Source organism: Streptomyces sp. NPDC043680 (assembly GCF_056436685.1).
Window position 1 is genome coordinate 298,417 of record NZ_JBWKCE010000005.1, and the last position, 14,001, is coordinate 312,417.

The window sequence follows — 14,001 nt, forward strand, 5'->3', positions numbered from 1 at the left end:
GCGTCGCTGTTCGAGCCGACGTCAACTCCCGGACACCGCAGGGGCGGTGGGGACGCTCACGTCAAAGTGGTCAGCCTTGGGCGCGGCTTTCAGCAGGGCGGTCAGCGCGCGGCCCTTGGCCTGGCCCTGTTCGCCGCTGCCCCACATCACCGTGCGCCCCCGGGTCAACTCCAGTACGACCGAGTCGTACGAACCCACCTTGACCTGCGCGGTCTGCCGGGCGACGGCCTCGGGGAGGTCGCCGGCGACGCCCACCGCCTCGCGCAGCAGCCGCTGCTCGTCGAAGCGGCGGCCGCTCGGCGACTGTGCCGCCGTCAATTCCAGGACCGGAACACCGTCGGGTGCTTTCGCAACCGTGTCGAATCGCACACCCGAAGCGTCCACTTCCACGAAGTTGGCGCCCTTTTTGATGAGCAGGACGGGTTTGCGCTCCGTCACTTTCAGCCCGATTCCGTGCGGCCAGGCCCGCACCACGTCGACCGAATCGACCCGGGGCAGCCTGCTGCGGACCCGGCTCTCGATCTCGTCGGTGTCCACGCTCACCAACGGGGCTCCGACGGGCACCGCCGCGGCGGCCAGGACCTGTCCGGGGGTGAGGACCCGGGTTCCGCTCGCGGTCACCTTCTCGACCCGCAGCCAGGAGGAGCCGTAGAGCACCCAGCTGCCGCCCGCCACGAGCAGGACCGCCGCGATCAGCGGGAGCAGCACCGGACCCCGGCACACGCGCCTGAGGAAGCGCCGCGTGCCGGGGCCCGGCAGGCCGGATGTCCGCGCCGCGCCCGGCGCCTCGGGGGACGTGGCAGGGCCGGAACCCCGGCCGGGGCCGGCGGGCCGGTCGGACCCGTCGGAACCCCGGCTCCCGCGCGGTGCGGTCTTCGCTCCGGCCACTCCTGTGCCTCCTGCGCTAGCGGTTCCTGTGGGCGGCGATCGCCTCGTACACCATCGCGACCAGCAGCTCGTCGGCGTCCCGGCGGCCGAACTCGGCAGCGGCGCGGGACATCTCGTACAGGCGGTGCGGGTCGGCGAGGACCGGCAGGACCTGGCCGAGCACCCAGTCGGGCGTCAGTTCCGCGTCGTCGACGAGCAGTCCGCCGCCGGCCTTGACCACCGGCTGGGCGTTGAGCCGCTGTTCGCCGTTGCCGATCGGCAGCGGGACGTACGCGGCGGGCAGCCCGACGGCGGAGAGTTCGGCGACGGTCATCGCGCCCGCCCGGCACAGCATCATGTCGGCGGCGGCGTACGCGAGATCCATCCGGTCCACGTACGGTACCGGCACATAGGGCGGCATCCCGGGCATGTTGTCGACACGCGGCAGTTCGTTCTTCGGGCCGACCGCGTGCAGGATCTGGATCCCGGAGCGCTGGAGGGTCGGCGCGACCGCCTGGATCGTCTCGTTGAGGCGGCGGGCGCCCTGCGAGCCGCCGGAGACGAGCAGCGTCGGCAGGTTGGGGTCCAGGCCGAAGGCGGCACGCGCCTCCGGGCGGGCCGCGGACCGGTCCAGGGTGGAGATGCTGCGACGCAGCGGGATGCCCACGTAGCGGGCCCCGCGCAGCTTGCTGTCGGGGGTGGAGACCGCGACGGCGTGCGCGTACCGGGAGCCGATCTTGTTGGCCAGTCCGGGCCGGGCGTTGGCCTCGTGGACGATGATCGGCACGCCGAGCCGCTTGGCGGCCAGGTAGCCGGGCAGGGCCACGTAGCCGCCGAAGCCGACGACGCAGTCGGCCTTGGTGCGCTCCAGGATCTCCTCGGCGGCCTTGATCGTGCCGCGCAGCCGTCCGGGGACGGTGATCAGCTCGGGGGTGGGCTTGCGGGGCAGCGGAACGGCGGGGATCAGCCCCAGTTCATAGCCGCGCTCGGGCACCAGGCGGGTTTCGAGCCCGCGCTCCGTGCCGAGGGCGGTGATGCCCACGGAAGGGTCCTGCCTGCGCAGGGCGTCCGCGAGGGCGAGCGCCGGCTCGATGTGGCCGGCGGTCCCCCCACCGGCGAGTACGACATGCACCGAAATTCACCGCTCTCCGGACGGACGCCTCTTGACGCGCCGTCTCATCGACTTCCATCTCTGCCCGGTCCGCTTCCAGCCGGTCTTCGGCTGGCGCATCGCGAGCGCCGCGCGCGCAGCCGGCTCCTCCCGCGCGAAGGCGATGAGCAGTCCGACCGCGAACATGGTCGGCAGCAGCGCGGAACCTCCGTACGAGAACAGCGGGAGCGGGACACCGGCGATCGGCAGCAGGCCGAGCACCGCACCGATGTTGATCACGGCCTGCGCCGTGATCCAGGTGGTCACGCCTCCCGCGGCATAGCGTACGAAGGAGTCCTCCGTGCGTCCGGCCACGCGGATACCCGCATAGCCTAGAGCCGCGAACAGGGCGAGTACCGACAGCGTCCCCGCCAGACCCAGTTCCTCCCCGGTGATGGCGAAGATGAAGTCGGTGTGGGCTTCGGGTAGTTGCCCCCATTTTTCCACACTGGCACCCAAACCGGAACCGAACCATCCGCCCGATGCGAGAGCGTAGATTCCGTGGACGGCCTGCCAGCAGAGGTCGTTCTTGCCGGGGTCCGTCGCTCCGATGCAGGCGAGCCGGTCCATCCGGTGCGGGCTCGTCTTGATCAGCAGCGCGACGACCACGCCGGCCGCGGCCAGCACCCCCACGAACATCCGCGTCGGGGCGCCCGCCAGCCACAGCAGCCCGAACAGGATGGCCCCGAGGATCATCGCGGTGCCCATGTCGCCGCCCAGCATGATCAGCCCGAGCAGTACGAACGCCACCGGGACCAGCGGCACCAGCAGGTGCTTCCACTGGCTCAGCAGCCCCTTGCCGCCCTTGCGGGCCAGCAGGTCGGCCCCCCACAGGATCAGCGCCAGCTTGCCGAACTCGCTGGGCTGCAGCATGAACGGGCCGCCGAGGGAGATCCAGTTCTGGTTGCCGTTGATCGCGACTCCTATCCCGGGGACCTGGACCAGGACCATCAGGAACAGGGTCCCGGCGAGGACCGGGTAGGAGAGCGCCCGGTGGAGCTTGACCGGCATCCGCGAGGCGACCAGCAGCAGCCCCGTGCCGATCAGGGCGGCCAGGAACTGCTTCTTGAAGAAGTACGCGTCTCCCAGGCCCAGCTGAAGGGCTTTGATCATCGAAGCCGAGTAGACCATCACCAGCCCGAGCACGGTGATGAGCAGCGAGCTGCCGAAAATCAGGTAATACGCAGTGAGGGGACGGTCCCAGGCCCTACGCAGCTGCCGCTGCGTACGCCGCAGCCGGTCCAGCGGCCCGCGCCCGGGCGACCTCTTCAGGCCGCGCACCGGGCGCCGGCGGCCCTGCGGCCGGACGGCCCGGACCGCGCCGGCGGCCCTGGCCGCCTTGGCGGGCTTCGCTGGCTTCGCGGTCTTCACGGCAGACGGCCGCCGCCCCGGGAGCACTTGCTTGGCCGGCATGTGTGACCTTCCCCTCCACTCGTACGAGGCGAGCAGCCCGCGGGCCGGTCGGGGAGGAACCTCCTGCCGGACCTAGGCGCTCTCGGCGGCCAGTTCGCGCACCGCGTCGGCGAATGCGTCCCCGCGCTCGTTGTAGTTCGCGAACATGTCCATCGAGGCACAGGCCGGTGCCAGCAGGACCGTGTCGCCGGGCTCGGCGAGCCGGGCCGCTTCCCGGACCGCTGCGAGCATCGCCCCAGTGTCGGTCCGGTCGAGGTCGGTGACCGGGACCTCGGGCGCGTGTCGCGCCAGCGCCTCGGCGATCAGCGCCCGGTCGGCGCCGATCAGGACCGCCGCGCGCAGCCGCTTCGCGGACTTCTGCACGAGCTCGTCGAAGGTCGCTCCCTTGGCGAGGCCGCCGGCGATCCACACGACGGGCTCGAACGCGGCGAGGGAGGCCTCCGCGGCGTGGGTGTTGGTGGCCTTGGAGTCGTCGATGTACGTGACCCCGGCGACCTCGTCCACGTACGCGACGCGGTGCGCGTCGGGCCGGAAGTCGCGCAGTCCGTCGCGGACCGCGCGCGGCGGGACGCCGAAGGCGCGGGCCAGCGCGGCCGCGGCGAGCGCGTTCGCGATGTTGTGCGGGGCCGGCGGGTTGACGTCGGAGACCTCGGCGAGCTCCTGGGCGTTCTTCTGCCGGTTCTCGACGAAGGCCCGGTCGACGAGGATGCCGTCGACGACGCCGAGCATGGAGGGACCGGGGGCGCCGAGGGTGAAGCCGATCGCCCGGCAGCCCTCCTCGACGTCGGCGTCCTCGACCAGCTTCTCGGTGGCGGGGTCGGCGACGTTGTAGACGCAGGCCACCGTGTTGCCCTCGTAGATCCGGCCCTTGTCGGCGGCGTAGGCCTCCATCGAGCCGTGCCAGTCGAGGTGGTCGGGCGCCAGGTTGAGCACGGCCGCCGAGTGGGCGCGCAGCGAGGGCGCCCAGTGGAGCTGGTAGCTGGAGAGCTCCACGGCGAGGACGTCGTACCGCTCCTCGCCGAGCACCACGTCGATGATCGGGGTGCCGATGTTGCCGACCGCGGCGGTCTTCAGGCCCGCCGCCCGCAGGATCGAGGCCAGCATCTGCGTGGTGGTGGTCTTGCCGTTCGTGCCGGTGATCGCGAGCCAGGGGGCCGCGCCCTCGCCCCGCAGCTGCCAGGCGATCTCGACGTCGCCCACGACGTCCACGCCGGCCGCGGCGGCGGCCGCGAAGAGCGGGCTGTCGGGCTTCCAGCCCGGAGAGGTGACGACCAGGTCGGTGCCCTCGGGCAGGGTCTGCGCATCCCCGAGGCGTACGGAGATGCCCAGCTCGCCGAGCTCGGCGGCCCGCGCGCGGTGGCCCTCGCCGTCGCCGCCGTCCACGACGGTCACCGAAGCGCCGAGGCCGGCCAGGGCGCGGGCGGCGCTGATGCCGCTCACGCCGAGACCGGCGACGGTGATGTTCTTGCCCTGCCAGGAGGTCACTTGTCCGCTGCCCATCCCGCGTAGAAGAGTCCGAGACCAACGATGACGCACATGCCCTGGATGATCCAGAAGCGGACCACCACGAGGACTTCGGACCACCCCTTGAGTTCGAAGTGGTGCTGGAGCGGCGCCATCCGGAAGACGCGCTTCCCGGTCAGCTTGAAGGAGCCGACCTGGATGACGACCGACATGGTGATGAGGACGAACAGGCCGCCGAGGAGGGCGATCAGGAACTCCGTGCGGGAGCAGATCGCCAGGCCCGCGAGGGCGCCGCCGAGGGCCAGCGAGCCGGTGTCACCCATGAAGATCTTGGCGGGCGAGGTGTTCCACCACAGGAAGCCGAAGCAGGCGCCCATGAGGGCGGACGCGACGATCGCGAGGTCCAGCGGGTCGCGTACCTCGAAGCAGGCGTTGGGGTTGGTCAGGGTCTGCGCGTTGGCGCAGGACTCCTGGAACTGCCAGACGCCGATGAAGGTGTACGCGCCGAAGACCATCACGGCGGCGCCGGTGGCCAGACCGTCGAGGCCGTCGGTCAGGTTCACGCCGTTGGACATCGCGAGGATCATGAACAGCGCCCAGACCACGAACAGCACCGGGCCGATCGACCAGCCGAAGTCCGTGACGAACGACAGCTTGGTGGAGGCCGGGGCGTTGCCGCGGATGTCCTTGAACTGGAGCGCGAGCACCGCGAAGGCGATGCCGACGATCAGCTGGCCGGCCATCTTGGCCTTGGCCCGCAGACCGAGCGAGCGGCGCTTGACGATCTTGATGTAGTCGTCGAGGTAGCCGACGAGGCCCATGCCGGCCATCAGGAAGAGCACCAGCACGCCGGAGAACGTGGGCTGGCTGCCCGTGATCACCTTCGTCAGGGCGTACGCGATGAGCGTGGCCAGGATGAAGGAGATGCCGCCCATGGTGGGCGTGCCCTTCTTCCCGGCGTGGCCGCGCGGGCCGTCGTCGCGGATGAACTGGCCGTAACCCTTGCGGGCCAGCAGCTTGATCAGCAGCGGAGTGCCGACCACGGTCAGGAACATGCCGATGACACCGGCGAAGAGGATCTGCCTCATCGGTCGGCGACCTCGCCCTCGCCGGCCAGCAGCGCCTGAGCGATCCGCTCCAGGCCGATCGACCTGGAGGCCTTCACCAGCACGACGTCCCCCGGGCGCAGTTCACTGCGCAACAGGTCGATCGCCGCCTGCGCGTCGGACACGACCACCGACTCCTCACCCCACGAACCCTCGTTATATGCGCCCAGTTGCAGCCAGGACGCTTCCCTGCCCCCGACTGCGACGAGCTTGCTCACGTTGAGCCGGACGGCAAGCCGCCCCACCGCGTCGTGCTCGGCCAGCGATGCGTCACCGAGCTCGGCCATGGGACCGAGCACCGCCCACGTGCGCCCCCCGCGTGCCTGGGCGGTACCGCCCATCGCGGCAAGTGCGCGCAGAGCGGCCCGCATGGACTCGGGATTCGCGTTGTAGGCGTCGTTGACGATCGTCACGCCGTCCGCCCGCTCGGTGACCTCCATCCGCCACCGGGACAAGGTGCCTGCCCCGGAGAGCGCGGTGGCGATCTCCAAGGCGGACATGCCCAGTACATGGGCGACGGCGGCCGCGGCGAGCGCGTTCGACACGTGGTGCTCACCGTACAGGCGCAAGGTCACTTCGCCGCACCCGGTGGGTGTGTGGAGTGTGAAGGAGGGCTGTCCCGCAGGTGTCATCCGGACTTCCGAGGCACGTACACCGGCGTCCTCGGCCTCGCCGAACAGCAGCACACGGGCCTTGGTGCGGGCGGACATCGCACGCACCAGCGGGTCGTCCGCGTTCAGGACGGCCACTCCGCCCTCGTCCGCTGCCGGCAGGGCCTCCACGAGCTCGCCCTTGGCCTGCGCGATCTGCTCCCGGCCGCCGAACTCGCCGATGTGGGCGGTGCCGACGTTGAGGACGAGGCCGATGCGCGGCGGGGTCAGACCGGTGAGGTAGTGGATGTGGCCGATGCCGCGGGCCCCCATCTCCAGGACCAGGTGCCGCGTCTCCTCCGTGGCGCGCAGCGCCGTGAGCGGCAGGCCGATCTCGTTGTTGAGGGAGCCCGGGGTCCACACGGTGGGGGCGTGGGCCTGGAGCACCTGGGCGATCAGGTCCTTGGTGGACGTCTTGCCGGCGGAGCCGGTCAGGGCCACCACGTCGGTGCCGAGGCGTTCCACGACGGCCCGCGCGAGGGCGCCGAGCGCCTTTTCGACGTCGGGGACGACGATCGCGGGTACGCCGACGGGCCGGGCGGCGAGGACGGCCGCTGCGCCGGAGGCGACCGCGCGCCCGGCGTAGTCGTGGCCGTCGACGTGCTCGCCGTCGAAGGCGGCGAACAGGCTGCCGGCCTCCACCTGGCGGGAGTCGATGACCACGGGCCCGGTGATCCGCACCGACGGATCCGGTATGTCGTGGGGCCGCCCGCCGGTGATGTCGGCGATCTCGGCGAGGGAGAGGGCGATCACTGGTTCACCTCGGCCTGTCGGACGTTCGGTTGTGCTCGGTTCTCGATCGCGGCGCGCAGCACCGCTCGGTCGTCGAAGGGCCGTACGACGCCTGCGGTCTCCTGGCCCTGCTCGTGGCCCTTGCCGGCCACGAGCACGGTGTCGCCGGCCTCGGCGCGCGCGACGGCGGCGGCGATGGCCGCGGCCCGGTCGGCGTCGACGAGGACGGTGCCCCGCTCGGCGGGCGGTACGGACACGGCGCCCTCGAACATCGCGGCGAGGATCGCGAGGGGGTCCTCGGAGCGCGGGTTGTCGGAGGTCAGGACGGCGGTGTCGGCGAACCGGGCGGCCGCGGCGCCCATCGGGCCGCGCTTGGTGGTGTCGCGGTCGCCGCCGCAGCCGAGCACGATGTGGAGCTTGCCGGTGGTGACCTCGCGCAGGGCGCGCAGCACTGATTCGACGGCGTCCGTCTTGTGTGCGTAGTCGACGACGGCGAGGTACGGCTGGCCCGCGTCCACCCGTTCCAGCCGGCCGGGCACCCCGGGGACCGCGGCGACGCCGTCGGCGGCGGTCTGCGGGTCGAGGCCGGCGGCGGCGAGGGTGGTGATCGCGGCGACGGTGTTGGCGACGTTGAACGGTCCGGGCAGCGGGGCCGTGGCCCGTACGCGCTCCCCGGCCGGGCCAACCACCGTCAGGGTGGAGTCCATGTGCCCGAACACGACGTCCTCGGCGCGCCAGTCGGCGGCCGGGTCGCCGGCGGCGGAGAAGGTGACGACCGGGATCGTCGCCTCCTTGGCGAGGCGGCGGCCGTACTCGTCGTCGATGTTGACCACACCGAGGCGGGCGCGGCGCTCGGTGAACAGCTGCGCCTTCGCCTGGAAGTAGTCCTCCATGTCGGAGTGGAACTCCATGTGCTCCGGGCTCAGGTTGTTGAAGACGGCGACGTCGAAGACGCAGCCGTCGACCCGGCCCAGGACCAGGGCGTGGCTGGAGACCTCCATGGCGACGGCCTCGACGCCGCGTTCGCGCATGACCGCGAAGAGCGCCTGGAGGTCGGTGGCCTCGGGAGTGGTCCGCTCGGACTTGATGCGCTCGTCGCCGATGCGCATCTCGACGGTGCCGACGAGGCCGGTGCTGCGCCCGGCTCCGCGCAGGCCGCCCTCGACGAGGTACGCCGTGGTGGTCTTGCCGGAGGTGCCGGTGATGCCGATCTGGAGCAGGCCTTCGCCCGGGTGGCCGTAGATCTCGGCGGCGAGCTCCCCCATCCGGCCGCGCGGGTCGGCGACGGCGAGCACCGGCAGGCCGGTCGCGGCGGCCCGTTCGGCGCCCGTCGGGTCGGTCAGCACGGCGGCGGCACCTTGCGCGGCGGCCTGGGCCGCGAAGTCGGCGCCGTGCAGCCGGGCTCCGGGCAGGGCCGCGTAGAGGTCGCCGGGGCGCACGGCGCGGGAGTCGTGCGTGATGCCGGTGATCTGCGGCTGCTCCGCCGCGGACGGTGCGGGGACACCCAGCAGGGTGGCCAGCCCGCCGAGCGGGGTCGGGCGGACGGCCGTGGGCCGGGGCGCTCCCGGCGGCGCTGCCGGGGCGTCTTTCTGGGTGGTTCTGGGCTGATCAGCGTGGGGCACGGCGGTGAGCGTACCGGGCGCGGCGGGCCGGTCGCGAAGTGAGGGCCCGGCCGGGGAGCCGGTGGCGGACTGGTTCCCCGGTTCCGGGGTGATCGTTGTCACTGGTGGTGCCTCACGGGTTTCTGGCGGGCCGGCCGGGCTGCCGGGTCAGCGGCCGGGCTGTGGGCTGGTCTGCGGAGCGGAGGGCGGGGTGGGCTGCGGGCCTGCGTCGAAGGTGACGGGGAGCCCGGCGGGAGCGGTTCCGGTGGGGGCGACCTGGAGGGTCTTGAGGGCGAACTCCATGACCTTCTTGTAGATCGGACCGCAGATCTGGCCGCCGAAGTAGCTGCCCTTGGTGGGGTTCTGGATGGCGCAGTAGACGGTGATGCGGGGGTTGTCGGCGGGCGCGAACCCGGCGAAGGAGGCGGTGTAGCCCTTGTAGCGGCCGGTGGCCGGATCCACCCGGTTGGAGGTACCCGTCTTGCCGCCGACCCGGTAGCCGGGGATCCGGGCCTTGGTGCCGGTGCCGTCCTGGTCGTCGACCACGGATTCGAGCATCTCGGACAGGGTCTTCGCCGTCTCCTGGCTGATCACGCGGGTCTGCTCGGGGGCCGGGGCCGGGGTGAAGCGGCCGTCGGGGCCCTTGGTGCCGCGGATCAGGGTCGGGGTGATGCGGACCCCGCCGTTGGCGATGGTCGAGTACACGGAGGCCGCCTGCATGGCGTTGAGGGAGAGTCCCTGGCCGAAAGGGATCGTGTACTGCTGGGAGGTCGACCAGTCCTCGGGCCGGGCGAGGATGCCGCGGGACTCGCCGGGGTAGTTCAGGCCGGTGGGCCGGCCGATGCCGAACCTGGTCAGGTACGAGTACAGGACCCGGTTGGCCTCGGGCTGGGTGGCGCCGAGCTGGCCGGTGGCCAGGATGGTGCCGATGTTGGAGGACTTGGCGAGGACCCCGTTGAGGGTGAGGTACCAGGTCGGGTGGTCGATGTCGTCCTTGAACAGCCGGTCGCCGCGGTGGAGGCGGTTGGGGACCTCGACGTGGGTCTCCGGGGTGGCCTTCTTCTCCTCCAGTACGGCGGCCATCGACATGACCTTGGCGGTGGAGCCGGGCTCGTACACGTCCTGGAGGGCGGCGTTGCCCATGGCGGCGGCGCGGGCCCGGCCGAGGTCGTTGGGGTCGAAGCCGGGGGCGTTGGCCATCGCCAGCACCTCGCCGGTGCGGGTGTCCTGGACGATGACGTAGCCGCGGTCGGCCTCGGACTTCTGGACCTGCTCGGTGATGGCGCTCTGCGCCGCCCACTGGATGTCGCGGTCGATGGTGAGCTCGATGTCGTCGCCGGGCACGGCGGGCTTCTCGCTGGACCCGGCGGTGGGCACGCGGCGGCCGCCGGACTGGGCGTAGGTGATCGCCCCGTCCTTGCCGGCCAGCTTCTTGTCGAGGGCGGACTCCAGGCCGCCGGCGCCCTTGCCCTCGGCGTTGACGTAGCCCAGTATCCCGGCAGCCAGGTCCCCGCCGGGGTACACGCGCTTGCTGCTGTCCTCGTTGAACACGCCGGCGAGGACGTTCGCGCCGGGGCCGTTGTTCTTCTTGTCGGCGGCGGCCTTGTCGGCGAAGACCCGCTTGAGGTCCTTGATCTGGTTCCAGACCTGGGGGGTCTGGCGGCGGGCCAGGACGACGTAGCGGGTGTTCTTGGTCTTCAGCAGCCCGGTGAGCTCCTGGGCGTCCTTGCCGAGGATCGGCGCGAGGAGGGCGGCGGCCTGCTCGGGGGCGTCGGGGGCCTTGCTGTCCTGCGGGGTGAACATCTTGGGGTCGGCGGTGATGTCGTACGCGTCGACGCTGGTGGCGAGGGCGACGCCCTTGCGGTCGGTGATCTCACCGCGCTCGGCGGCCAGGGTGTAGCTGGTGAAGCGGTTCTCGGAGGCCTTGGCCGAGTAGGCGGAGGCGTCGACGGCCTGGACCTGGAGCAGCCGTACGACGAAGGCCAGCATGACGAGGGTCAGCCCGACGCTCACGAGGCGCAGCCGGGGCTTGGGGCTGCCGAGACGGATGGTGTGCGCCTGCCTCGCGGGGGCGGGCCTGCGGGTCGCGGGGCGCGAGTTCGCCCGCGCCCGCTCGCCGCCGCCGGGCCGAGCCCTCCCGGGCCCGGGCACCCGGGGGCTCACGCGCCCACCCCCTGCACGCCCCCCGCATCGGCGTACGCCACCGCGAGCACCCTCGACCCGCACCCGTCGCCGCACGCCCACGCGGCGGGCCGAGCCGCGCGGGCGCGGTGCCCGGCCGGACCGGGTCCGGCGGGGCCGGAGGTGTGCAGGCCGGGCCCGGCGGTCTGGGCGGTGCGGGGCGCCAGGCCGGCCGGGCGCGCCGCGAGGCCGCGGGGCCGGGCCGGGCCGGCCCCGGAGGTGTGCGGGGTGTGCCCGGCGGTCGGGCGGTCGGCGTGGAGCGCCGTAGCAGCCCCGCCGGCGTGCGAAGCGTGGGGCCGGGTGGGGTGGGGGGCGCCGGCGGACGGGGGTCGGGGGTGGGAGAAGCGCTGCAGGCTGCAGGGCCCGGTGGGGCCGAATCCGGTGCAGCGTCCCGCAGGGGTCCGCATCACGACGTCACCTTCCGGGGGTCGGGGCGGGCTGAGGGGCTCCGCCCGGCTGGGGTTGGCCGCCCTGGGCGGGGCCGGGACCGCCGGGGGCGCCCGCCGGGGGCGCGCCCTGGCCGGCACCCTGGTCCGGGCCCGGCGGGGCCGGGGCCGGGGAGCCCGCCGGGCTCGGGACGGCCGCGGGGTTCGGCGCGGGCGTCCCAGGGGCCGAAGGCGGGGGCGGGGGCTCCGCGGGGGTGCCGGTGCCCGTGACCTTGCCGTCGGGGCCGATGAAGACCGGGCTGCCCCCGGGCACCAGGCCCAGTTCCTGCGCCCGCCGCTGCAGTGCGTCCGGCGCCGAGTAGCCGTCCACGTCCCGCTGCAGCGCCTGTTCCTCGTCCGTCAGGGCGGTGGTCTCCTTCTTCAGCCTGCTCAGCTGGAAGGAGCCCTCGTTGAGCGCCGAGTTCAGCAGCAGCAGGCTGATCAGCCCGCCGGCGAGCAGCGCCACCACCAGCAGGACGAACGGTGTCAGCGCCGCCTGCCCCGAGGGGCTCCGCAGCCGTCCCCCGGCTTTGCTCACAGTCGCGCCTCCCGGATGCGCTCGACCCCGCGGAAGCGGGCCGGGGCGGCCCGCCGGTTCTCGGCGATCTCCTCCTCCGTGGGCAGCTCCGCGCCCCGGGTGAGCAGCTTCAGCTTCGGCTGGTACTTCTCCGGCACCACCGGCAGCCCCGGCGGGGCCGTCGACGCCGCGCCCGCCGCGAAGACCTGCTTGACGAGGCGGTCCTCCAGCGAGTGGTAGGACAGCACGGCGATCCGCCCGCCCACCGCGATCCGGTCCACGGCCGCCGGAATGGCCCGCTCCAGGACCGAGAGCTCGCCGTTGACCTCGATGCGCAGGGCCTGGAAGGTCCGCTTGGCCGGGTTGCCCCCGGTCCGCTTCGCCGCCTGCGGCAGGGCGTCGCGGATCAGCTCGACCAGCCGCGCGCTGTTCGAGAACGGCTCCTTCTCGCGCTCGCGCACGATCGCCGAGACGATCCGCTTGGCCTGCTTCTCCTCGCCGTACTGGCGCAGGATCCGTACGAGCTCGCCCGCCGGGTAGGTGTTGAGCACCTCGGCGGCGCTCATCCCCGTCGTCTGGTCCATCCGCATGTCCAGCGGCGCGTCCTGCGCGTACGCGAAGCCGCGGTCGGCCTCGTCCAGCTGCATGGAGGAGACGCCGAGGTCGAAGAGGATGCCCTGCACGGTGGGGATGCCGAGCCGGTCCAGTACGTCGGGCAGCTCGTCGTAGACGGCGTGGACGAGGGTGGCGCGGTCGCCGAAGGGCGCGAGGCGCTCCCCGGACAGCCGCAGGGCCTCCTTGTCGCGGTCGAGGCCGATCAGGCGCGCCTGGGGGAACCGGGTCAGCAGGGCCTCGCTGTGGCCGCCGAGACCGAGGGTGCAGTCGACGACGACGGCCCCCGGCCCCTCCAGCGCCGGGGCCAACAGGTCCAGGCACCGCTGGAGCATCACCGGGACATGTCGGGACTCGCTAGTCAAAGCGCCCTCTCAGATAACGGCGCGGCAGGCATACGCCGCGCCGCGCACGCGGAGTGTTACCAGGGGGCCGGTAGGCCGGTGAGGGCCGGGCTCCGGCCGGTTCGCGCCACTTTAGTGCAACGGTCGCCGTGATCAACGAACCACCCCGCGCGCCGTGCGCCCCACTCGTACGGAACCCCCAAAAGCCGCGAATCACCCGGACGGCCGCCCCCGTCCCACCCCTGTGGGTTAGCTCACAACAAGGACGGTTGACGTTCTTTGTCCACCCTCACTCCATGCCTTAACCAGCCGTGACCACTAACGTCGTATGCATGACGACTTCCGCATCCCTGCCCACAGAGTCCACCCCCCAGGCCTCCGGCGGCGGTTCCGTCACGGACCGGCTGGTGGCGGCGAACCGGAGGTACGCCGCCCAGTTCCAGGATCCCGGTATGGACGCCCGTCCCGTCCTGCACGTGGCCGTGGTGGCCTGTATGGACGCCCGCCTCGACCTGCACAAGGCCCTCGGCCTCGAACTCGGCGACTGCCACACCATCCGCAACGCCGGCGGCGTGGTCACCGACGACACCATCCGCTCCCTCACCATCAGCCAGCGCGCCCTGGGGACCCGGACGGTGATACTGATCCACCACACCGGCTGCGGCCTCGAAAGCCTGACCGAGGACTTCCGGCACGAGCTGGAGGACGAGGTCGGCCAGCGCCCCGCCTGGGCCGTCGAGGCCTTCCGCGACGTGGACCAGGACGTCCGCCAGTCCATGCAGCGGGTGCGGACGAACCCCTTCCTCCCCCACCGCGACGATGTGCGAGGCTTCGTCTTCGACGTGCACACCGGGCTCCTGCGGGAGATCGATCCCGCCTCGTGAGTGACACAGCGCCGTAACGCCGTCAAGAATGCGGGAAGACGCCGCCCGGAAACCC

At 72.5% G+C, this 14,001-nt stretch carries 12 protein-coding genes; 1 reads left to right on the forward strand and 11 read right to left on the reverse strand.

The features are described from left to right. Positions 1-21: 21 nt before the first annotated feature. The 11 genes from AC0666_RS13700 to rsmH form a co-directional block, all read right to left on the reverse strand. Positions 22-888, reverse strand: coding sequence for a cell division protein FtsQ/DivIB (locus tag AC0666_RS13700; RefSeq protein WP_478707627.1), 867 nt, complete (start codon positions 886-888; stop codon positions 22-24). A gap of 16 nt (positions 889-904) precedes the next feature. Beyond that, complete coding sequence (gene murG, locus AC0666_RS13705; protein WP_356852652.1) at positions 905-1,999, reverse strand: undecaprenyldiphospho-muramoylpentapeptide beta-N-acetylglucosaminyltransferase; 1,095 nt, start codon at positions 1,997-1,999, stop codon at positions 905-907. A gap of 6 nt (positions 2,000-2,005) precedes the next feature. Next, positions 2,006-3,430, reverse strand: coding sequence for a putative lipid II flippase FtsW (gene ftsW / locus AC0666_RS13710; protein WP_468967078.1), 1,425 nt, complete (start codon positions 3,428-3,430; stop codon positions 2,006-2,008). Between the two features lie 72 nt (positions 3,431-3,502). Further along, entirely contained in the window at positions 3,503-4,930 is a 1,428-nt protein-coding gene (murD, locus tag AC0666_RS13715) for a UDP-N-acetylmuramoyl-L-alanine--D-glutamate ligase (protein ID WP_468967081.1), read from the reverse strand. Next, a complete protein-coding gene (gene mraY, locus AC0666_RS13720; protein WP_356852658.1) occupies positions 4,912-5,982 on the reverse strand; it encodes a phospho-N-acetylmuramoyl-pentapeptide-transferase in 1,071 nt (356 codons plus the stop codon). The genes murD and mraY overlap by 19 nt, the downstream gene beginning before the upstream one ends. Further along, a complete protein-coding gene (locus tag AC0666_RS13725; RefSeq protein WP_468967085.1) occupies positions 5,979-7,403 on the reverse strand; it encodes a UDP-N-acetylmuramoyl-tripeptide--D-alanyl-D-alanine ligase in 1,425 nt (474 codons plus the stop codon). The genes mraY and AC0666_RS13725 overlap by 4 nt, the downstream gene beginning before the upstream one ends. Further along, positions 7,400-9,106: a UDP-N-acetylmuramoyl-L-alanyl-D-glutamate--2,6-diaminopimelate ligase gene (locus AC0666_RS13730; protein ID WP_478707628.1), complete on the reverse strand. Its 1,707-nt coding sequence runs from the start codon at positions 9,104-9,106 to the stop codon at positions 7,400-7,402. The genes AC0666_RS13725 and AC0666_RS13730 overlap by 4 nt, the downstream gene beginning before the upstream one ends. A 45-nt stretch (positions 9,107-9,151) precedes the next feature. Beyond that, positions 9,152-11,146: a peptidoglycan D,D-transpeptidase FtsI family protein gene (locus AC0666_RS13735; RefSeq protein ID WP_478707629.1), complete on the reverse strand. Its 1,995-nt coding sequence runs from the start codon at positions 11,144-11,146 to the stop codon at positions 9,152-9,154. After that, positions 11,143-11,571, reverse strand: coding sequence for a hypothetical protein (locus AC0666_RS13740; protein ID WP_468967094.1), 429 nt, complete (start codon positions 11,569-11,571; stop codon positions 11,143-11,145). Before AC0666_RS13740 ends, AC0666_RS13735 begins: the two co-directional genes overlap by 4 nt. Positions 11,572-11,578: 7 nt before the next feature. Next, positions 11,579-12,127: a cell division protein FtsL gene (ftsL, locus tag AC0666_RS13745; protein WP_468967097.1), complete on the reverse strand. Its 549-nt coding sequence runs from the start codon at positions 12,125-12,127 to the stop codon at positions 11,579-11,581. Further along, positions 12,124-13,053 carry a 16S rRNA (cytosine(1402)-N(4))-methyltransferase RsmH gene (gene rsmH, locus AC0666_RS13750; RefSeq protein WP_468582613.1) on the reverse strand — a complete coding sequence of 310 codons (930 nt, stop codon included), beginning with the start codon at positions 13,051-13,053 and terminating at the stop codon, positions 12,124-12,126. The genes ftsL and rsmH overlap by 4 nt, the downstream gene beginning before the upstream one ends. 341 nt (positions 13,054-13,394) lie before the next feature. On the opposite strand from rsmH, the gene AC0666_RS13755 reads away from it, so the two are divergent. Further along, a complete protein-coding gene (locus tag AC0666_RS13755) occupies positions 13,395-13,946 on the forward strand; it encodes a beta-class carbonic anhydrase (protein WP_361720445.1) in 552 nt (183 codons plus the stop codon). Positions 13,947-14,001 lie beyond the last annotated feature (55 nt).